The sequence below is a fragment of the Nostoc sp. C052 genome, from assembly GCF_013393905.1.
GTDB lineage: Bacteria > Cyanobacteriota > Cyanobacteriia > Cyanobacteriales > Nostocaceae > Nostoc.
In genome coordinates this window covers 7,555,058-7,576,590 of record NZ_CP040272.1, presented here as the reverse complement: position 1 = coordinate 7,576,590, position 21,533 = coordinate 7,555,058, and the positions used below count along the sequence as shown (strand labels likewise).

General features: G+C 45.3%; 18 protein-coding genes and 1 pseudogene. All 19 read right to left on the bottom strand.

Annotation, left to right across the window (positions count from 1 at the left end; translation table 11 throughout):
- Positions 1 to 321: 321 nt before the first annotated feature.
- Positions 322 to 1,905 (bottom strand): GMC family oxidoreductase, encoded by a 1,584-nt coding sequence (locus FD723_RS31235; RefSeq protein WP_179068803.1) that lies wholly within the window; start codon positions 1,903 to 1,905, stop codon positions 322 to 324.
- Between the two features lie 209 nt (positions 1,906 to 2,114).
- On the bottom strand, positions 2,115 to 2,762 hold the full coding sequence (locus tag FD723_RS31230) for a cysteine hydrolase (protein WP_179068802.1): 648 nt from the start codon (positions 2,760 to 2,762) through the stop codon (positions 2,115 to 2,117).
- A 144-nt stretch (positions 2,763 to 2,906) separates the two neighbouring features.
- Complete coding sequence (locus FD723_RS31225; protein WP_256874988.1) at positions 2,907 to 3,104, bottom strand: dienelactone hydrolase family protein; 198 nt, start codon at positions 3,102 to 3,104, stop codon at positions 2,907 to 2,909.
- Positions 3,105 to 3,117: 13 nt separating this feature from the next.
- Positions 3,118 to 3,249: a 3-alpha domain-containing protein gene (locus tag FD723_RS31220; RefSeq protein ID WP_256875238.1), complete on the bottom strand. Its 132-nt coding sequence runs from the start codon at positions 3,247 to 3,249 to the stop codon at positions 3,118 to 3,120.
- 22 nt (positions 3,250 to 3,271) lie between these two features.
- Positions 3,272 to 3,616: a DUF302 domain-containing protein gene (locus FD723_RS31215; protein ID WP_179068800.1), complete on the bottom strand. Its 345-nt coding sequence runs from the start codon at positions 3,614 to 3,616 to the stop codon at positions 3,272 to 3,274.
- A 101-nt stretch (positions 3,617 to 3,717) separates the two neighbouring features.
- Positions 3,718 to 4,197 (bottom strand): nuclear transport factor 2 family protein, encoded by a 480-nt coding sequence (locus FD723_RS31210; RefSeq protein ID WP_179068799.1) that lies wholly within the window; start codon positions 4,195 to 4,197, stop codon positions 3,718 to 3,720.
- Between the two features lie 479 nt (positions 4,198 to 4,676).
- Positions 4,677 to 5,814: pseudogene (locus FD723_RS31205) on the bottom strand (IS630 family transposase).
- Positions 5,815 to 6,054: 240 nt separating this feature from the next.
- A complete protein-coding gene (locus FD723_RS31200) occupies positions 6,055 to 6,546 on the bottom strand; it encodes a DUF6130 family protein (RefSeq protein ID WP_218651771.1) in 492 nt (163 codons plus the stop codon).
- Between the two features lie 78 nt (positions 6,547 to 6,624).
- Positions 6,625 to 7,617, bottom strand: a complete 993-nt coding sequence (locus FD723_RS31195) for an alpha/beta hydrolase (protein ID WP_179068798.1) — start codon at positions 7,615 to 7,617, stop codon at positions 6,625 to 6,627.
- A 176-nt stretch (positions 7,618 to 7,793) separates the two neighbouring features.
- Positions 7,794 to 9,257 (bottom strand): NAD(P)-binding domain-containing protein, encoded by a 1,464-nt coding sequence (locus FD723_RS31190; protein WP_179068797.1) that lies wholly within the window; start codon positions 9,255 to 9,257, stop codon positions 7,794 to 7,796.
- A gap of 132 nt (positions 9,258 to 9,389) precedes the next feature.
- The gene (locus FD723_RS31185) at positions 9,390 to 10,259 is read right to left on the bottom strand and encodes an alpha/beta fold hydrolase (protein WP_179068796.1); all 870 of its coding nucleotides are present in this window, start codon (positions 10,257 to 10,259) and stop codon (positions 9,390 to 9,392) included.
- 38 nt (positions 10,260 to 10,297) lie between these two features.
- A complete protein-coding gene (locus FD723_RS31180; RefSeq protein WP_179068795.1) occupies positions 10,298 to 11,047 on the bottom strand; it encodes a glucose 1-dehydrogenase in 750 nt (249 codons plus the stop codon).
- Positions 11,048 to 11,204: 157 nt separating this feature from the next.
- Positions 11,205 to 11,720 (bottom strand): SgcJ/EcaC family oxidoreductase, encoded by a 516-nt coding sequence (locus tag FD723_RS31175; protein ID WP_179068794.1) that lies wholly within the window; start codon positions 11,718 to 11,720, stop codon positions 11,205 to 11,207.
- A 53-nt stretch (positions 11,721 to 11,773) separates the two neighbouring features.
- On the bottom strand, positions 11,774 to 12,025 hold the full coding sequence (locus tag FD723_RS31170; protein WP_179063525.1) for a hypothetical protein: 252 nt from the start codon (positions 12,023 to 12,025) through the stop codon (positions 11,774 to 11,776).
- Positions 11,964 to 12,551, bottom strand: a complete 588-nt coding sequence (locus tag FD723_RS31165; RefSeq protein ID WP_218651770.1) for a Dps family protein — start codon at positions 12,549 to 12,551, stop codon at positions 11,964 to 11,966. Before FD723_RS31165 ends, FD723_RS31170 begins: the two co-directional genes overlap by 62 nt.
- Positions 12,552 to 12,633: 82 nt before the next feature.
- Entirely contained in the window at positions 12,634 to 13,443 is an 810-nt protein-coding gene (locus tag FD723_RS31160; RefSeq protein ID WP_179068793.1) for an alpha/beta fold hydrolase, read from the bottom strand.
- Between the two features lie 277 nt (positions 13,444 to 13,720).
- Positions 13,721 to 14,278 carry a DsbA family protein gene (locus tag FD723_RS31155; RefSeq protein WP_179068792.1) on the bottom strand — a complete coding sequence of 186 codons (558 nt, stop codon included), beginning with the start codon at positions 14,276 to 14,278 and terminating at the stop codon, positions 13,721 to 13,723.
- Between the two features lie 206 nt (positions 14,279 to 14,484).
- On the bottom strand, positions 14,485 to 15,114 hold the full coding sequence (locus tag FD723_RS31150) for a response regulator transcription factor (protein WP_179068791.1): 630 nt from the start codon (positions 15,112 to 15,114) through the stop codon (positions 14,485 to 14,487).
- 8 nt (positions 15,115 to 15,122) lie between these two features.
- Positions 15,123 to 21,167, bottom strand: coding sequence for an AAA family ATPase (locus FD723_RS31145; protein WP_256874987.1), 6,045 nt, complete (start codon positions 21,165 to 21,167; stop codon positions 15,123 to 15,125).
- Positions 21,168 to 21,533: the final 366 nt, after the last annotated feature.

The window sequence follows — 21,533 nt, the reverse complement described above, 5'->3', positions numbered from 1 at the left end:
GTATTGGCTATATATCCAAAGTTTATCAGTGCTGCGTTAAGTGCAAGTGCCATCCAATTCTCAAAGATTGAGGTCTGACAATCCGGGATGATCGTCAAGACGATAACCCAGTATCCAGTTTGCGATCGCCTCCCCGTTGTAAGATAGAATACTTGACTTCTGTAAAACGGTATAATTTGCATACTAGTTCCGCACCCAAAGCTGTTTCTTCAACGTAGGAATGACTGCGTGGGGAAGAGATTTTTTACTAGTCATTGTAATTTTCATGTTCAAAAAATTCAAATTGTTACATTTCTGCTAGATAAGTTGTACAGTTCTGTGTTAACTTGCGATCGCCTTTGGCGCTGCGCTTCGGGCGATCGCTAAAGATGTTTGCTGTGAAATACCACCTGCGGCTTTAATTAAATCTGCGGCTTTTTCGCCGATCATAATAGTGGGCGCATTTGTATTTCCGGTAGTGATTGTTGGCATGATGGATGCATCCACGATACGCAACCCCTCAACCCCATATACACGAAGTTGTGGGTCTACAACTGCCATTGGATCGATACCCATTTTGCAGGTGCCGACTGGATGATACACCGTATTGCAAACTTCTCGCACGTAAGCAACGAGTGCTTCATCGCTCTGCTTATCTTTACCAGGAGCGACTTCCTCACCGCGAAATTCATCAAAGGCACTTGCATGGAACAAATCACGCATTAATTTAATCCCAGCAACGAGCTTTTGCACATCGGCTTCACTTTGCAGAAAGTTTAGCCGAATCATCGGTGCGTCTTGGGGGTCGGATGAACGCAAACTGACACTCCCAATATTTTGGGGATGGGTCAAACAGACTAGACTTGTAAATCCTAAACCAGAGTGAGCATAGCCAGGGGGTGCAAACACAATCGGGCCGAAGAGAAACTGTAAATCTGGTGCAGTATCCACATTACCCTGAGTATGCAAAAACAAACTAGCTTCCGCAATACTACTGCTGCTGGCTGTGTGTAAATCCTTGGTTGCTTTGTATACCACAGGTACGACAGGGTGATCCTGAAGATTTTGACCGACACCTGGCAACTCAACTACTACCGGAATTCCCAATGCTTGCAGGTGTTCTGCATTCCCAATGCCAGAAAGCATCAGCAGCTTAGGCGAATCGAACGCACCAGCACTTAAAATTACTTCCTGGTTAACCTTGACTTGATGCAGTGTTCCTTCGTGCAGGTATTCCACGCCAACGGTACGCGTGTCCTCAAACAACAATCGAGTCACCAAAGCTTTTGTGATTACAGTCAAATTGGGACGCTGGAGAATGGGTAAGAGAAAAGCAGCTGCGGTGCTGTGACGCTTACCATCCTTGATTGTCAACTGATAGAGTCCTGCACCTGACTGCTGCATCCCATTGGCATCAGGATTATTTGGATATCCCATTGCAACTGCTGCATCGACAAAGCGTTGGGATACCACAGCAGGGGCAATGAGATCGGTCACGCTCAATTCCCCGTCAACGCCGTGGTATTCGGAAGCACCGCGTTGCTGATGCTCGGATTTCTTGAAATAAGGCAGTACATTTTGGTAACTCCAGCCGGGATTCCCTAATGACTGCCAGTGGTCATAATCGTGATGATTGCCCCGCATATAAATCATGAAATTAATCGAACTGCTGCCACCCAAGACTTTGCCACGGGGACAAAAAATTTGGCGATCGTTAAGGTATGGTTCTGGCTCAGAGAAGTATGCCCAGTCAACTTCGGAACCGAGTAAGCTGACGCATTCCGCCGGGATTTGAATCTCCGGTTTAGTATCTGGGTTGCCAGCTTCGAGTAATAACACGGTTGTTTCACTGTCTTCTGTCAGACGGTTGGCGACTACACAACCTGCCGAACCTGCACCAATTACAATGTAGTCATATTGAGTCATAACATTCTCCTTTTCAGTTGTTTGTAGTAGATAAATTTAGTGTTCTGTTAATTTTTGGGAGATAGATGCGATGAGATTCTCCTTTTGTTTGTATGAATTATGTTTGTGCGATCTGGTTTGCTGCATCATGTATCACTAGGACGACAACTAACACTTCTTTCACAACGCAGATGTTTTCATGAGTGTTGTAAAATTAATGAGTTTGATGATTACTCCATTGCTGCTACAACCTCGTCTGTAGACAGAACTGCATTGGCGATATACCCAAAGTTGATCAGTGCTGCTTTATAGCCGTCGCCCAGTTCTGGATGCCGAGGGGCTGCTGTTGCATCCTTGACAACAAGAACCTCAAATCCCTGTTCGAGCAATTCGCGTAGGTGAGCTTCAACACAAAGATTTGCCAACATTCCGAGTAGAATGACTTTGCTGATGTTGCGTTTACGTAGTTGTAAAACCAGGTCGTTAGTTTGCGGCCCATAGACTTTGTGAGGACTGGCCACAATCGTCTTACCATCCTCAATGAAGGGCTTATAGCGAGCGAGCCAGTCAGCACCCGATCCCAGAAATCCATCTAGGCTCAACGCACCACGGCGATCGAACTCCTTAACCTCAAGCATCATTTGCTCTAGGTTGCCGGCAAATTTCCAATTATGGTCGGTGGGGTAGTAATAGTGAGGGGAGATAAAAACCTCGAATTCATACTGCTTTGCGGCTTTGAAGATTCGCTCGATGTTCTCGACGGTGTTGTTATCCTTAACACTCTCACCCACCAAATCCCAGGAAACCCCTTTTTCGCTCAAGACATCGTTTTGCGGATCGATGACGACTATTGCGGTGTCATTCTTGTTGATATTCATGGTTTTTTCCTTGATTGTTGATTTTCACCGTTCTCTTTCTTAAAACCACTCGCGATATGCAGCGTTTTCCCAGTGATTCAGAATCAGAATATCTTGGTTGCCAGAGCGATCGCGGTGGGCGAATTATCGTTCAGTAGCCCTATTTCAGACTTTGACCCCACTGCCTAAATGCTGTTTCAAAAATGCCAAGGTGCGATCGCGCGCTAATTCTGCGGCTTCTTGGCGATAAGCGGAACTACCCACGCGACTAAACCCATAACTCACTCCTTCATAGCGATAGATTGTTACCAGGGGGTTGTCTTTCAGTCCTTGCTGAATGGACGCTTGAGCAGTTGGTGACACAAACTCGTCATTTTTACCCAGATGCAATATCAGAGCGACTTTGTTCCTGGAAGTAGTCGCGCCAGCTTTCGGGTAAGGCTTCTAGTTGAGCAGCTTGGTGAAGTAATTCTGGATTGTTCTGCTCACGAGTATAAAGCTGAGTGATATTAGCAACAGTAATAAGTTAATTAAACAAGTGCTTGATGGATTAAAGGTGCAATGATAGCGATATTTTTCATCAATTCATCGGAGAGAGAAAAGCGCTGTTTCAAGTAATTGGGATCGTTGTAACTCACCCAAACTTTGCCGTCAGTCGCCTCCCATGACAGTATTTTCAGGGGTAAATCCAGGGCGATCGTTGGTTCTGCCACCATGAGGGGAGTTCCGGTTTTCGGGTTGCCGAACAGCAACAACTGCGTCGGAGGTAGGCTAAGTCCGACTTTTTCGGCTTCAGCCTGTTGATCGATGCGGGCAAAAACGGTGATGCCTTTTGCTTGAAGGATGGCTTCTAATCGATCAATGGTTGCAGGCACTGCATACGGGCTGATCTGGTTGATGATGCCGTTGTTTGCATTCATAGCAGTGGATTTCTTACAGAATAAAAACTGGGTAATATGGTCGTTGCTTCAGCTTCTCAAAGATTGAGGTCAGACAATCCGGGATGATCGTCAGGACGACGACCTAGTATCCAGTGGTATTTGCGTTCGCTCTTCAGAATTGGCAGGTCGTTGATGCTGGCAATACGCCATCGCATAAATCCATGTTCATCGAATTCCCAATTCTCATTGCCGTAAGAACGAAACCAGTTGCCGGAATCATCATGCCATTCGTAAGCAAATCGGACAGCAATTCGGTTGTCTTGAAAAGCCCAAAGCTCTTTGATCAGACGGTAGTCTAATTCTTTAAGCCACTTACGTGTTAAGAACTGGACGATCGCCTCACGACCACATAGAAATTCTGAACGGTTGCGCCAAACGCTATCAGACGTGTAAGCGAGTGATACTAGTTCAGGGTTACGTGTATTCCAAGCATCCTCTGCAATTCGGACTTTTTGGATGGCGGATTCATTATCAAAAGGCGGCAGGGGTAGTCGAGGATTTTCGGGGTTGTTCATTGTTCATAGTATGTAAACGGTAGAATCGCGATTCTCGTTCCGAGAGGCTTTGCCAACGTCTCAGCATAGAATGGCACTAAGAAAAGCTATAAGCTTTGCCCTAACTGGTTCCCAGCCTGGAGGCTGGGAACCCATTCTCGGAGGCTCCGCCTCCAGTGGGCTGACCAGAGGCAGAGCCTCTTGGAATACATTCCCAGTCTGAAGACTGGGAACGAGATGACACAAGCCTTTCGCCTTTTCTTAGTGCCATTCGTCTCAGCATGGTTAGATTAAAATTACAGCAGATTTCAAGTTGGTGGAGTACACAAACTAAGTCCCAAAGCCAGGTATAAACCCTGTTTTACTTCTGGATTCTGAATTCTGCTGTAAGTGCGTGCCGACCAAATTACCTCAAAAGCAGTTTAATACAGATCAATGACTACCACCCGCGATGTGCAGCATTTCCGCAGATGCCCCCGTCACAACTGCGATTTTTCCCTCTAGTAGTCTGTCAAGTCAACTTTGCTGGGTGAGATGGTTGGGTATAACCGCTCCATCTTTCTCCGTGCATCATTGGTTTTAAAGCGCCAATTTACACTGGTACATGCATCATTCCGTTGTTGTTCCCAAGTGGCGATTTCAGAAGATAATGTCTGTACGTTTTTTATGCGTCGTTCTAAACACTGTCGAGATAAAACAGAGAATTCAATCTCAACTTGATTTAACCAAGAAGCATGTTTTGGTGTATAGTGAAACTCTAATTTTTGAACAATCCGACGAGCTTCTTCAGGGGAAAAAACTTCATATAAAGATGCTGGATTATGTGTGTTCAGGTTATCGACTACTAGACGAATAACATCAGCATCGCGGTGATAAATATCTACCAAATTCTTCATTTGAAAGGCAAAATCTACTTTTGTTCTTTGTTGTGTCACTTCCATATGTCGCCAACCCGCTAATGGTTGAAAAAAGCAAATATATTGACACTACCGTTTCTTTTATACTCGTAATCATAACGAAGAGGTTGTTCTGGTTCGGCTGGTAATGATTCCCTAACGTCTTCTAACAATTGATACGGACGTTCATCGAAACAGACTACCGGACGTTTTGGGTCTAATGGTTCGCCGTATAAATCTAACAAGTCTTCCATCCGTAAAACATACTCTGCATCAACCTTGGGGATACACCATTGTTCTTTTAACCACGGCTTGACATCGTTTTTTTTAAATAGGAACGCACAGTTTCATAACTAATAGAATCCACAACTTCTATTCTTACTATCCGGTCTGCTAAAAGTTTTAGTGTCCATCGTGTGCGTCCAGACGGTGGGTCAGAACAAGCTGTAGCAATCAAAAATGCTTCTTTAAAACCATCAAGCTTCCGTGGTTTAGGTGGATGAGGACGGTCATTGAGTGTACCCTCAATTCCACTTTTGATCAACTTGGCGCGGGTGCGCTCAACTGTTGAGACGCTGACTCGTAGTCTATCTGCAATAGTAGCATCGGTTTCACCCTCAGAAGCCATTAGAAGAATGTGGGCACGAGTAATAGTTCTTGCTTTACTCTTACCTGTTTTGATTAGCGATCGCAGTTTTTCTGCTTCTTCTGTACTCAAATTTACAGTATACTTTTTTACCATAAATATATATTGCTAGATTTCAATTAGCTTACCAAAAATCTGTCTCACCCAGCAAAGTTGGCTTGACGGACTACTAGTAGTTCGCCAAGTGAACTTGGCGGGGTAAAGGGTAAGGGGGAAGGTGGGGTCCCCTCTGGGGATAAGGGGCGGGGGGAAAAGGTTTAAATCTCTTATCCTTTTCCCTTTCCTCTTTCCCCAGTCCTCACTTAGCATTTTTGGGTTGGCAGACTACTAGTTTTTTCATGATGATTTCTTAAGATCGGGCAGCGTGAACTCCACAGTTTCGCTAGTGATTACTTTGTGCGTGGGGTCAGCTAGTTCGATCAGCACCTTGTGCGCGCCAGGTTCCAGTCCGACCAGGATCACCGTCTCTCCACTGGCATCGACAAAGTGCCACGGCGCGTCGTCAACGGTGATGTGGATATGACCGATGCGCGGCGATACTTCGAGGGCACCTTTGCCAAACACTGGCAACACACGCAAATTCTCCGTCCGGTACTGGATGAAGACACGTCCCTGTGCCAGTGGTTCGGGAAGCGGTGGATCGACAATCAGCTTGGGTGGTGCTTCGTTTTCAATCGCAATCAACGGTGATGATCCGATAATGTCCCTAGCGCTCGGTGTGTGGCTGTTCATAGCAGGTAATACCATTTCACGAAAAATCTGATACAGATGCAAACCCACCAAAGCTTTGCTGCCTCTAAGTTTTTTAATTGCGTTAGCGTAGCCCATTGCGAATTGGTATAACTCGGTAAGCAGCAAAGCGATGGAAGAGCGTCTTTTCCTTTCCCCAAAAACATCGATCGCATCCTATTGGAGATGTTTCTTCAATTGGGCAGCAGCTTGAACAAACAGAGAGCGAACTTCTGGCAGATCGGCTAAACCATTGAGCAGTCCAAAGTCATGAATCATGCCGTTGTACTGCACCGTTGTCACCTCTACCCCAGCTTCATTGAGCTTGCGTCCGTAGGCTGTGCCTTCGTCATGCAAAATATCGCTCTCTGCAACCACAATTAACGCTGGAGGCAAGCCTTTTAGTTGCTCAACCGTCGCTTGTAAGGGAGATGCGTAGATGTCTTTGCGCTTTTCTGGGTCAGGGATGTACAGGTCATACATCCACTTCATCGTGGGTACGGTTAGGTACCGTTTGTCACCGAATTGATGATAAGAATTCGTTTCAAAATCGGCATCGACGATCGGCCACATCATGATATGTAACTTGATGTGTGGTCCTCCGTTTTCTTTCGCCTTCAAAGCAGTGACTGCTGTCATATTTCCGCCGACACTGTTGCCGACCACTGCCAGATTCTTGCCATCCACCCCAATCTCCTCACCATGCTCGGCAACCCATTTGGTTGCAGCATAAATCTCATTGATCGCCTGTGGGTACTGAGCATCTGGCGTGCGCGTGTAGTTGACAAAGACCCCTGCAAACCCTGAAAGCACAACCAGATCGCGCACCATACGCTTGTGTGTTGGATAATCACCCAACACCCAACCACCACCATGAATAAAGATGAAAACAGGCAATGTGTCTTTGATACCTTCCGGTCGCACGATATTGAGCGTAATCGAATAACCGTCGGCGATAATTTTCTTCTCAGACTCTTCAATGCCTGAAAGGTCTACTGGAACGGAAGCCTGTGCATCCACGAGAACTTGACGTGCTTCGAGTGGAGGTAATGTCTCTAGAGGCACACCTCCTGAGTTCAGCACTTTCAAAAATGCCTTCACTCCTTTAGAAAGACGTGGATCGTCTGCAACTTCCAAAATCTTTGCTTGTGAATTTACTTGAGCAACCATGACATTCTCCTTTGATAATTAGTAAACAATCTGTTGAAATGGGACTCCTAGTAGTTCGCCAAATTCACTTGGCGGGGTAAAGGGTAAAGGGTAAGGGGGAAAGGTTTTAAATCCCTTACCCTTTCCCCTTTCCCCTTTCCCCAGCCCTCACCCAGCATTTTTGGGTTGGCAGACTACTAGCGGGTCGCTGCCTCGATCGGTTGTTTCCACACCGCAGCAGCATAGAGCGAGTCCTCAAAATCGGGGGCAATATCGCCTGTGATCCGTGCCTCATGATGCGCCCAGTCCTTAAAGAACAAGTCGTGACTGATGCGCGATACTATTGCAGGTACGTCGCGGCGAATGCTATGGATGTCACCAACCGGCAATCCGAAGCTGACCAAACCAGCAGGATTAAATACGTGAATGTCTTTCAGGTAAGGGGCAGTGCCAGGTACTTTTTCTTGGTATTCGTGGGCGCTACCGAGGTAAGGATGTGCCCCCAAACCGTCGTCGTACAGGTCTTCTGGTGGCTGGTAGCGATCGCGCCAGAGGGCAATATGCTGGGCAAAGTCGGCTAGTTCGGGACGCTTGGTTGGATCAACGAAGTAACCAGTGCCAGCGATCGCAAAATCAAACTCGAAAACATCATCGTTCACCTCGATGGCAATGCGTTCGCCTTTGGCGGCGGCTTCCGCATCGCCCAGTTTCCGTGCCGATTTCCAAGGTGCAGATAGATGGATGTGAAAGTTCGGGAAAGCGATCGCTCGCTTAATCGAGTTCGGGGGTGGCGCGGTGCCTGCTTGACGAAAGTGCCAAGCCTGGAACCATCGGGCTGCATCGGGTAGTTGGGGATAGTTGTCGTAAGCACCAGGGTAATCCCGTACCCGAAGGACTGACAGAGATGCGATCGCTGATCGCCGTACAAATAGATGTACTGCCTTAGCTCCCGATTCCAGCGCCACTGCTGCTGCATCGAAAGCTGAAGCCGCCGCACCCAGCACCGCCACAGTCTTACCACGCAGTGCTTCAAAATCGATGGCATCGGCGGTATGTGCGTACAACGTGCGGGGTAAGTCAGCCAGTATTGGAGGTATGTACGGACCACCCGTGCCAGCCACGCCATTGGCGAAGATAATTTTGCGCGTAGTCTCTATCTGCGGGACACCGTTTACCTCAAGGTGTAGGCGGAAGAAATCTGCGACTGGTTCAATCCGCAACAACTTCGTCTGGTAACGAACCTGGATACCGAGGAAGTGCCGATACCAACTGAGGTACTCAGCCCAAGCTACTCGCTCAATGCGATCGATCTCTGCGTAGGCTGCCGCCCCGTGCCGCGCTTCGTACCAGGCTTGAAAGGACAATTCTGGGATGCCTAGTTCTGGCCCAGGCAGATGTTTCGGTGTGCGGAGCGTTCTCATCCGCGCTCGCGTCAACCACACGCCTGCATGAGCCTCGTCATCGGCTGCATCGATCTCCGTCACACGACCGATCCCAGCACGTCGTAGCGCAAATACAAAGGTGCTACCGCTACCGCTGCCACCTATTATAGTGATATTGTGATCGATACCAGCGCGATCGGGCACCCAGTTTTCGGGATCGGGACCGAGCAGGCGTAGTGCCTCGTGGGCAGCAAAATCGGAATTGCTCGTTGTTGTCATGTCGATCTCCTTAGATATCGTTGCGATGGATGAAAGCTTCTGTTCTTGTCATACCAATTCTCTAAAATATTGTTATTCAAAGGTTTATACTTGAGCATGAGCCATGCTGGAATAATCCATTATTTCCATCTCTCAGGTGAGAACGGATTGCAGTCGTGATGTGAGAAATTGATCGATATAGTTTGCGATCGCATCTCCTTCTTCTTCCAGGGCAAAATGTCCGGTATCGAGTAGATGGAACTCAACGTCTTTCAAGTCACGCTGGTAGGGATAAGCACCGTCAGCAGGAAAGATGTAGTCGTTCTTGCCCCAAACAATCAGGGTAGGGGGTTGATACTGGCGGAAATACTCTTGCCATTGGGGATAGAGCGGTGGATTCGTACCATAGCTGTACAGCAGGGCCAGTTGAATCTCACCGTTGCCAGGGCGATCGAGGAAATGTTGATCAATAGTCCAGGTATCGGGGCTGATCGCTTCTAGATTGCGAACACCATTGGTATATTGCCACTTCGTCGCTTCCAGGGTGACAAGATATTTGAGCTTTTCAGCATTCTCAGGCGATCGCTCTTGCCAGTATGCCTTAATCGGCTCCCAGAATTCGCGTAGACCTTCTTCGTAAGCATTGCCATTTTGAACAATCAAAGATTGCACGCGCTCTGGATATTTAGCGGCAATCCGATAGCCGATCGGCGCGCCATAATCCATCACATAAAGGCTGTACTTTTTGAGAGCGATCGCAGCAATAAATTTTTCCACAATCTCAGCCAAATTATCAAACGTGTAATCAAACTCATTTACACTTGGCGTGGAACTGTTGCCGTAGCCAGGATAGTCAGGAGCAACGAGATGGAATTTATCAGCGAGGGCAGGTATAAGATTGCGGAACATGTGAGACGACGTTGGGAAGCCGTGCAATAACAGAATCGTCGGATTATCACGAGAACCAGCTTCACGATAAAAGATATCTAAACCATTAATCGAAACGGTGCGATATGTAGTCATGGGATTACTCTTAGTAAGTGATAAAAGCCTTTTGGACTTCAAATCTGTGCCATACCGCCATCGACAAACAACTCAATACCGTTCACAAAGCTGCTGTCATCTGAAGCGAGAAAGACAACTGCTTTGGCAATCTCATCGGGTGTGCCGACTCGCCCTAATGGAATAGTGGCAGCTTGGCTATCCACGAATTCTTGCAACTGCTGGTCATTCAGTCCCAAATGATCGTACCCAGGAGTCGGAACTACACCAGGGCTAATGGCATTCACTCGGATCTTGCGTTCTCTGAGGTCGAGTATCCAATTCCGAGCAAATGATCTCACGGCGGCTTTGGTGGCGCTGTAAACACTGAAAGCTGGCGTACCTTTTATAGAAGTAATCGAAGCATTCAGGATAATAGAAGCGCCCTCTGGCAACAGTGGCAGTGCCTTTTGTACAGTGAACAGCAAACCTTTGACGTTTACGTTGAATGTTTTGTCAAAGTGTTCCTCAGTGATTGCTCCAAGTGGGGCAATTTGTCCACTGCCAGCATTAGCGAAGATGATATCGAGGTGTCCTTGTTCTTGCTTAATGGTGGCAAACAGACGATCGAGGTCTGCCAGATTAGAAACATCACTCTGCACAGCCGTAACATTTTTACCAATGGCTTCTACAGCAGCATCCAGTTCAACTTGGCGACGACCCGTGATGTAGACATAGGCACCTTCAGCAACAAACTGTTTAGCTGTGGCAAGACCGATACCACTGTTGCCACCCGTGACAAGAGCGATTTTTCCTTCTAGTTTTCCCATTATGCTAATCCTTTGATTGTTGGGTTTAAAGCGGTCAATTACTAATGGAGAGTGGAGTCAGCAGGAAGAATAGTCAACCCGTATTGGGGAGCAAGGGCGATCGCCTTTTGTATCTTAACAAGCGTGCCATTCCTTACATCTCCTTTGATTGATCTGCTTAATGAGGCTGCTTGAGACTTGCAATGAGGTCGGTCACTTGACGTTGAGCCTCTGCGCTCAGTGAGTCAAAGTCGTCTAAGAAAAATTGACGTTCTAGCGATAACTTCCGGGTATTGAGTAACCCTTCGATCTGCCAACCTTCCTCGCCTTTCGTTACGACGTATAGCGGCAGCGAATCTCGTGACGGTGAAGTTTCGGTTTGTCCGGGCAGTATTACCCTGATAACTACGAGCATGAGCGCGAGTTGCGAGTTCACGAAGCGGACAAAATCCACCTCACCCTCTAGGCGTGTTCCTTTGACAACTGTATCGAACGCTTGCTGATGAAATGCAGCGATTTCTTTTCGACCCTTGAGATGCGTGCCCTCGAATGTGATAAAATCAGCAGTCTCGCTGAACGGGGCAGCGAAGCCTTCGCCGCTACCACGATTCCAAGCATCAATCATCTGGCGATGGAAAGCACGGATTACCGACTCGTCAGCAGTAGTGATGGTTTGAGCTGTTTGTGAATTCATAGTTTTGAGTTCCTTTTAAGTGATAAATCAGTTTTCAAGCGGCATAAAGGGTGTTATGAACTCTGAAAATCATCGGCTCTGTGAGCCTCCCAGAGCCGATCGGCATTGTTTGGGTTCAGGACATAGGGGGCAACTCCGCTCATATAGCCGTTCCCGTTGGTGACGAGAGTGGCTTCATTACTGTCCTCGAAATAGCGTCCGCCAAAGTCAAGAATGAACTGATTTAAAGAGCGATCGCTGAATTTAACTGCGTACCAATGGTGTATCCACCAAATGTTCTGCCAGAAACCAAACTTGCGTCTCATTGGTTCGCAGCACTTGGCTCACTAACAAATCGTTAGTACCACTATCTTGATTCGCTGCTGTTTTATCGATCGCCACTCTCAATTCCCCAACGATCAATTCGTGGGCTTCTAGTAACCGCGACAACATCACAGGTACTTCCTCAACACCATTGGGCGGACGCTTAATCTTAGTAACTTCTGCTACATGACGTGGGTCAGCGATCGCCACGCCTCCGAGTGTTTGTACTCGTTCACCCAGTGCATCAATTAACTCAATTTGTTCGCTGGCGTGTTTGTCAAGCAACAGATGCAGTTGATAAAACGTATGTCCGCGCATCAACCAGTGATGTTTCTTGTAAAGGTGATAGAGAATAATCGTATCTGCCAAAATTTGATTGACTAAAACACAACTTTCGTTGCGGGCACTGGTGTTGAGAACAATTGGCAAATCACGAAGAGTACCATACTGCTGAATTTCATATCCATGTTTATGCAATAAGGTTTGACTGCCATCGACTTCAGTGATGTCTGTATTTTGAGTCGGCACGATCGGATCTCCTAGAGTCAATAATTAGGTCTGTTTTATTTGTATGTACCGAGAAACTTTTTCTCTTAGGATTGGGATGACTTCACAGAGCCGTGCTGGCTGCTTCAATCACTTTGGTAACTTCTTTTGGATGAGAGATAAAAGGAACATGACTGGAGTTAACTTCGGTTGTCTTAGCATTAATCCGTTTAGCCATAAATCGTTGAAGTTCAGGGTTGATGGCCCGATCGCTTTGAGTCACGATAAACCAGGAAGGAATCGTTTTCCAAGCGATTTCATTCACTGATTGCTCAAATGCTGCGCTAGCGATCGGCTTTTGGGTTGCTGCCATCACTCGTGCTTCAGCCTTTGATACGTCTTGGGCAAAAAATTCGTGAAACTTCCCGCGATCAATATAGAGAAAGTTTGCAGCATCAGATACAATCGCCGTACTAATCGGAGGAGCTGCGTACCTTTTATTCAAATCACTCGTCTTTTCACCGACATCTGGTGCAAAAGCATTAACATAAACCAGAGCTTTCACCTGTGGATTGCCAGCCGCCGCACCCGTAATCACATTTCCACCATAGGAATGTCCAACTACTACAACAGAACCTTTTTGATTATTAATCACCCGCTTCGTTGTTGCCACATCATCAGCAAGTGAGGTGAGCGGAATCTGCACAGCAGTCACTCTGTAGCCATCCTGCTCTAACAATGGAATAACGTGTTGCCATGATGTACCATCAGCATAAGCCCCATGAACGAGAACGATCGCAGGTTTAGAGCTGGACGCTTGAGGTAATTCCTTGGAGGTGGCTGGTGTTGGATGCATTGATATTCCAACGACAACACTTAATGCAAATAACCACAGCAACAATTTTTGAACTTTTTTCCATGTAAAAACCATCATGGCGATCGCCTCTATATTCTTGCTAAATTAATTGCTGAAATCTCTAGTAGTTCGCCAAGTGAACTTGGCGGGGTAAAGGGTAAGGGGGAAGGTGGGGTCCCCTCTGGGGATAAGGGGCGGGGGGAAAGGGTTTAAATCTCTTACCCTTTTCCCTTTCCCCTTTCCCCAGTCCTCACAAGCACATTTTTGGGTTGGCAGACTACTAGTTCTTGTCGTCCGTATAGAAATTGTGAAATACTCCCCGATGAAATACTTGTTAAGATAAGCATCAAAAACCTTAATCATTTGCAGCAACAATAGCTGCCATTATCTGCTCAACAGTCCAGCGATCGAGATAGCGAATTCCATTAATAAACAAAGCGGGTGCAGCCTCCACTCCACTTCGCAGTCCACCTTCGATATCTGCATTGATCCGATCGACATACGTTCCCCTGGATAAATCCTGCAAAAAATGAGAAATATCAAGTCCTAAACGATTGGCGTACTCTACTAGATAGCCATTCTCTAATTCTTGTTGATGAATGAACAATAGCTCATGCATTTGCCAAAACTGCCCTTGGACCGCTGCTGCTTCTGCGGCTTGGGCTGCCCGTTGAGAATGTGGATGAATCTGAATTTGTGGAAAGTGACGGAAGATAAAACCTAAATTGTTTTCTCCAAACGAAACCTTCAATTGCTGCCCGGCAACTTTAATCAATCGATAGACGTTGGCACTTTGAAAACATTCATAATCTCCATACATGACGAATACTACAGCAGCATTCAGTACACCTTGAATATGATCTTGGGTTGAAGGCAGAACAAATAAAGAATAATTATCACGGTTGTAAGTCATGTTTCGGTTTGTATTAAGCAAACTTAAGCCTTACAACCCAACTGCGCTAACGTTGCTATGGATTTAATATAAACAATTGACCCTCTTTTGTAGTCCACTCTGGGTTGACATTTTTATACAATCGAGTGATGGATGAACCCGTCCGTCTCGCAGTGGAAGGTTGTCTCCAACTAAAGTTGGAATTTGGATACCAACTTTAGCACAACTTACAAACTGACAATCCCACGCTTAACAGCAGTAATCACGGCTTGTGTGCGATCGCTCACGCCCAGTTTGCTCAAAATCCGATTTACATGCGATTTGACGGTACTTTCACCAATAATCAAAGCAGTCCCAATTTCTTGATTACCCATTCCTTGTGCCATCAAACGCAGCACTTCCAACTCTCGTTCACTGAGTTCTGGATTGCTCATTCGCTGCAATAATTTTGCGCCCACTTCTGGCGGAATGTATTTCTGACCATTATGAATGGCGCGAATCGCATTCAAAAGCTCCCCAAGTTTAGAATCCTTAAGCAGATAGCCTTGAGCGCCCGCCTGTAAACCGCGATAGATATCTTCATCGCCATCGTAAGTTGTGAGTACCGCGATCCGAGCCTGCTGAAATTCAGCACAAATCGCCATAATGGCTTCAACACCCCCCATTTTGGGCATTCGTAAATCCATTAGCGTGACATCAGGTTGGTATTCTCGAAACGCGTCGATCGCCTGTTGCCCATCTTCAGCTTGAGCGATCACTGTCATTTCTGGATCGCGGTTAATGATGGTTGCTAGACCCTTTCTGACTATGGCATGGTCATCAACAATTAGCAGTTTAATCTTAGTGGATTGGCTCATTGTAATTCTCACTCTCGATTGATAGTGACAATAATTTCTGTTCCTTGAGCCGGTTGGCTTTGAATTGTTAGTTGTGCACCAATGCGCTCTGCCCGTTCGCTCATTCCTAATAAGCCAAACCCACCGCTTAAAGGAATACTACCTACTCCAAAGCCCCTGCCATCGTCTTTAACCCTTAAGATACACTGTGTCTCGTTGTACACCAACTCAACCATAATTTCGCCAGCATAAGCGTATTTAATCGCATTGGTTAATGCTTCCTGCCCAATTCTGAGTAAGTTATTCTCCACTTCGGTTGGTAAGGAATAGGCTGTACCCTGAGTTTCGCAAATCAGAGTCGTGTCGGTCGTTGCTCGCATTTGAGCCACTATCCGATGCAGGGCACTTTCTAAATTACCTTCTTCTAGTAGCCGTGGACGGAGTGCTGATACGGATCGCCGTGCCCCTGCTAGCCCAGCGCGTGCTAGTTCCTCAATCATTTCCAGATGTACTTGGGTTGCTTCCAGGTCATCCGCCAGCACTTGTGTTACTGCTCCAACTTGAAGCAGAATACCTGTAAAAGATTGAGCTAGTGTATCATGAATTTCCCGTGCCATCCGGTTGCGTTCTTCCAGAATGGAGGCTTGCTCAGCTCGTTTGCGATCGCTAATATCCAGAATTACCCCCAACATTTGCACTGGCTGTCCGGCTTCGTTATAAATGCCTCGACCTCTGCCAACGAGCCAGTGAATACTATTATCTGGGTAAATCACTCGGTATTCAGCTTCAAAATCAGTATGAGTTGCTAGAGCTGTTGTAACAGCTTGCTCAACCCGATGAATGTCTTCTGGATAAACGCGATCGCGCCATGCCTGATAGCTGCTCTCAACCTCACCGGGAACTAACCCCAGCAATCGAGCATGATTGTCGTTCCAATCTACTTTGTTCTCTGTGATATTCCAGTTCCAACTACCGATGTACGTGAAGTCCATCGTCAGTCTGCGTTGCTCTTCACTCTGTCGCAAGGCATTCTCCACTCGTTGGCGCTCTTCAATTTCTTGCCAAAGGAGCAAAGTCCGCTCAGTGATTTGCTGTTCTAACGTTTGGTTGTAGTCGGCTAAGAGTTTCTCTGCTTGTTTGCGCTGGGTGATATCTTGAAAGGCTACAATCGCATAAGCTACCTTGCCCTGTTCGTCAAAGATTGGAGTCCCCCATACCTCAACTGGAATGATTGCATTGTTTTGGCGAATATCCATATCATCAACCGTAGTACGTTCCTCGCTCAATGCCCGGATGACTGGTAGTTTCTCACTCGGATAAATTTGATTTGTTCCCGTCACATAAAATTGATAAGCCTCTGAAATTTGCTCCGGCGGCACAGTAGGATCAATCCCTTTACCCATGAGTTGAATGCCCCGTTGATTGGCGTAATAAGGGCGACCCTCTGCATTAACGATGCCAATGCCCACCGGAACTGCTTCTAAAAATTGAGTCATCCTGCTTTCGCTTGCCCGAAGCTTTGCATAGAGTTTGGCATTTTCGAGCGCGATCGCTGCCTGCGTAGAAAGTAGGCTGAGAATTTGCGATTGCTCCGGTGTAAATGCCCCAGCCGCTAATTTATTTTCTAGATACAACACGCCCACTAGCTTACCTTGATTGAGCAGAGGTAAACATAAAATTGATTGAGTTTGATTCTGTTGAATATATGGCTCATTAATAAAATTACCTTCACGAGTAGCATCATTTAAGATGACAGATTCATGAGTACGAATAACATAATTAATAATTGATTCAGGTAGATGATTTGCAATTGGGATAGATTGCAGCACTTGTGTAGCATAGACATTCTCACCCTCATTAAGTTCACTAGACGCTTCAATCACCCATTTTCCTGAGTTTTCCAAAATCAAAAATCCTGTTTGTGCGCCAGCATTTTCGATTAATATCTTCATCAAGGAACGGAGCAGCTGATCTAGTTCAATTTCGCTCGAAATTGCCTGAGTTGCCTTCATCACTGTTGTTAAATCAAAAGCGATGTGTGAGGTATTAGAGGTGGTTCCAGCAGTAGTGCGGATTGCTGTGGAAGCCACGCTGGATAAATGAGAAAATAACTGCGGATAGCGAGCTTCTAAATCTCTCACTTTCGCAGTTGCTCCCCAACGCTCATAGCAATAGTGAGCTTCTTTCATATAGGTTTGGGCAATTTTTTCCCGACCCCGCACCAGATAATGTTTGGCAGCTAATTCGTAGGCTAAGGCTTCTTCTTGAATGTACTCATTGTCTCTAGCACCAAGAATTGCTTGTTCGTAGAACTCTTCTGCGTCAAACAACCGCCCTAAAACTCGCGCTTTCTCTGCCTCAACTAGATAATATTTATGCAAATAATTCATCGGAGCATAGTGTGCCCAGTGTTTCATTTCTTTTTGATGAGCCGCAACTTTTTTGAGAGTTTCTGGCTGTACTTGAGCAGAGCTTTCAGGATATATTGCAAGTCTAGTTAAAGAATCATAGAAATAATACAAAACCTTAGCAAAAGTAGCAGTCATCTGGAGCAAATAATTCTCTGCTATATCTGAGTTCTGAACTGCTTGATTGTACTCAGAAAATAAATAGCATAGGAAAAGCTTATTCAAATGTACATTGAAGATTGCAAATCCATCATTTGTTATTTTATGCTGTGGCAGTTTGCTTTCCTCATTGTATGCTTCTCCAATTAGACGGAATGGATTAACTGAGCATCCGATTAAATTCAAGATAGACTGCTGATATACCTGATTCCAGGTAAGTGCTACTTCTTGTTTAATTTGACGGATTGCTTCACCATACTTGGTCATCTTACGTTCAAGTTCCACGAGTTCTTTCCCGACCGCAAAGGAGTGAAAGCAATAACAATGAGCACAATAGCCAGCAAACTCTAAATCTCCTGTTTCAAGCCCACTTTGATAGCCTTCTAAGAATTGCTGCAATGTTTCCCTAACATGTTTCTTCCACGGGGTAATAAAGTTATTTACAATTGTTACAGTCCGAGATTTGATTGCATGGGTATATGGCTGTGACAAAAGTCTTAGGGCAAGCTGCCCAAATTCGTAACCAGACTCCATGTTTCCAACCATCCCACACAGAATTAACCCAAAGTTTGCATAAGCAACAGCAGATGTAGACGCATTTCCATTCTGAATTGACAAGCTGACTTGCCTAGACGCAAATAGAGGCATCAAATTAGGAGCCGCAATTTGGGTAACGGTCGTTATCCTTGATAGAATTCTCATTGCTTCTAACTTATGTGGTTCGACCATTTCTGGCAAATAGCTCAACCCTTCAATCGGCATCTCGTTAAAGAGTGATGCGATCGCGTCTATTTCAAGCTGAATATCCAACTGACTTGGCTGTTCGCAAAACCTAATTTCCAGTTGCTGTAAAACCTGCAATGCCGTATTGATTGCTTCTAAGAGATGGTTCTGCGCGATGTAAGTTTGGATTTTAATGTCATAAATTTTTACGGTATCAAGAACTGTTTGAGCTGATTGTAGAACGATCGCCGCCCAGGATTCTACCTGCTCAAAATCACCACACAAGTAAGCGACTTCTGTTATTTCTAAATGTAATTTTAATGTCAAATCATAATCTGTTTGCCAGCTAGACGCTCCTAGCCATTTCCTTCCTGTAGCTAAATAGTTTTTTGCAGTACTATACGCGATCGCAGCTTTTGCTCTCTGTCCTGCGATTAAATTTAATCTAGCAATTTCATTGCGTTCGGGTTGATCTGTGACAAGCTCAATTCCATGATTAAGATGATCGACAATTTCAAACAGTCGGTCTGATAGTCTCTCTGGCAAAGTTTTTCCAAGGAGATTGCGACCAATTTGTAAATGAACAATTTGTTTTTGCAACTTATCTATTAAGATATATGCTGCTTGCTGCACGCGATCGTGTAGAAACTTATACTCTTGAATTAACAAGTTTTCATCTAATTCAGATAGTGGTTGAATTAATCCAACTTGGATGGCTGCTAGTAAATCTTGAAAAATCGTTTCCGGTGCTTGATCACAAACAATCGATAGAGTATCTAAATTAAATTCAGCGCCGACGCAAGCAGCTAACCGGAGAATTTGCTGTGTATTCTCTGGCAGTTTCTTCAACTTAATCAGCATCAATTCCACAACATTATCAGTGATATCTTGGGCTTTGATCTGAGCTATGTTCCACTGCCAGCTTAAGTCTTCAGCATCAAAGGTCAATAAATTTTCGCTATACAGCATTCTCAAAAATTCATTGACAAAAAAAGGATTGCCCTCAGTTTTACGCAACACCAATTCAGCTAACGGACAAACTGTGTCTGCATTCCGATGCAGCGTCTCGGCAATCAACTGATTCAACGGCAAGAGCGTTAAGGGTGCTAAGATAATTTCCTGAAGTACTACCCCTTGTTTTCGCAGTCTCTCTAGCATTAATGCTAATGGATGCGTTGGCTTCACTTCATTATCTCGATAAGCTCCAATCAAAAATAGTGATTGGGTTTGCTCATCTAGCAGCATCAACTCGATTAACTTCAACGTTGCTGAGTCTATCCACTGCAAATCATCTAAGAAGATCACCAGGGGATGTGATTCTGAACAAAATACCCGCACAAACTGCCCAAAGATTCGATGAAAGCGATTTTGAGCTTCAGTTGCTCCAACTTCTGGTACAGGCGACTGCTTGCCGATAATTAATTCAACTTCTGGGATGATATCAATGATGATTTGTCCGTTGTTTCCTAAAGCTGTAAGTAAGAGCGATCGCCACTGTTGCACTTGTTCGTCTGGTTCACTAAGCAATTGCTGTACCAATTTTTGCAGAGCATCTGCGATCGCGCTGTAGGGAATATTGCGCTGAAATTGATCGAATTTACCAGAGATAAAATAGCCGCGCTTTTGGGTAATTGGTTTATAGATTTCTTGCACTAACGCAGATTTCCCAATGCCAGCATAGCCAGATACCAACATCATTTCGACTTGGAATTTTGGTTTGCCTCTTTGTTCGCTTTGTGAAGTCGTTTCTGAATTGTTTGGTAAAGAAGTAACGCAATTTAACTCTGGACACGCTATGCGATCAAACGCCGCCAGTAACATTGCAACTTCTTTGTCCCGTCCATACAGTTTTTGAGGAATTTGAAACTGATCTGAAACGTCTTGAAGCGCCAGTTGAATGCTAGAGATTTGACCGATTTGTGCTAATTGTTCAGCACAGATTTCTAAATCCGCTTTGATTCCCCAGGCACTTTGATAGCGATTTTCAGCATTTTTTGCCATCAGTTTCAAAATGATATCTGAAACTGGCTTGGGAATCGTTGTATTTATTTCATCAGGCGGAATAGGATGTTTGGCAATATGACAATGGACTAGCTCCAGCACGTCTTTGGTGGGAAATGGTAGTTGTCCGGTGAGCAGTTCGTAAAATGTCACACCAAGGGAGTAAAAATCGGTGCGGTAATCGAGTAAACGGTTCATCCGCCCTGTTTGTTCTGGAGATAGGTATGCAAGTGTCCCTTCTAAAACATGAGGACTTTTGAAAGTCGGATTTGTGCGGTTAAATTGGGTGGCAATCCCAAAATCAATAATTTTGACAACGCCAGTATCCAGATTGAGTACTATGTTTCCAGGGTTGATATCTTTATGAATGACATTGGCTGCATGGATTTTGCCTAGAATGTCTGTGAGGGCGATCGCAACACCGAGAAAAGTGGATAAGGGCATGGGGCAAAAAATATCTGGGCGCTTGTGCATACATTGCTCTAGGGACTCTCCCCCAAAATCTTCTAAGAGAATTACCAGAGTGCGTTGATAGTCCTGCTGGCTGTATGCTTTGATAACTCCTTCTAATTTTAGGGAGCGGGTAATTTTATATTCCTGTCTGTAGCGAGTTAGTTCTTGAGGTGAGGGATAATCAAGCTTTAGCATTTTTACGACGATCCCTACTCCATCGTCTCTGATGCCCCGATAAACTAGAGAATTGGAACTTTCGTATATTTTGTCTTGGATGGCAATACCAGGTAGAGCAATCATAAAGCAACTCTTGAGAGGATAATCTGGCATAACTCAAACTATACACCAATTCTCATTTTGAGAATAATTACTTGCTATTTGCTCCCATCGAAAATAAGTTTGAGTAAATAAGAGATTGATAATTAAACTTTAATTTTCGACTCCAAAATACTCAACACTTTTTCTTCCAGAGTAGTCAAATAAGCCTGATACAGCCTCCCCAACGACTCCAAAAACCTCTGCACCGATTCCTCCAGTTCAGTGAAATACACCTACGCATTTCGCAGGTGTATTTCGCAGATATTGCAGATATGTAAACTGCTCTTGAGACTGCTTGCGAACCCACAGAAGGGTAAAAAATTAGACAGACATAAAATTATCAAGTTGCTGCCACACTAATTTAGCTGGCGTTGCATA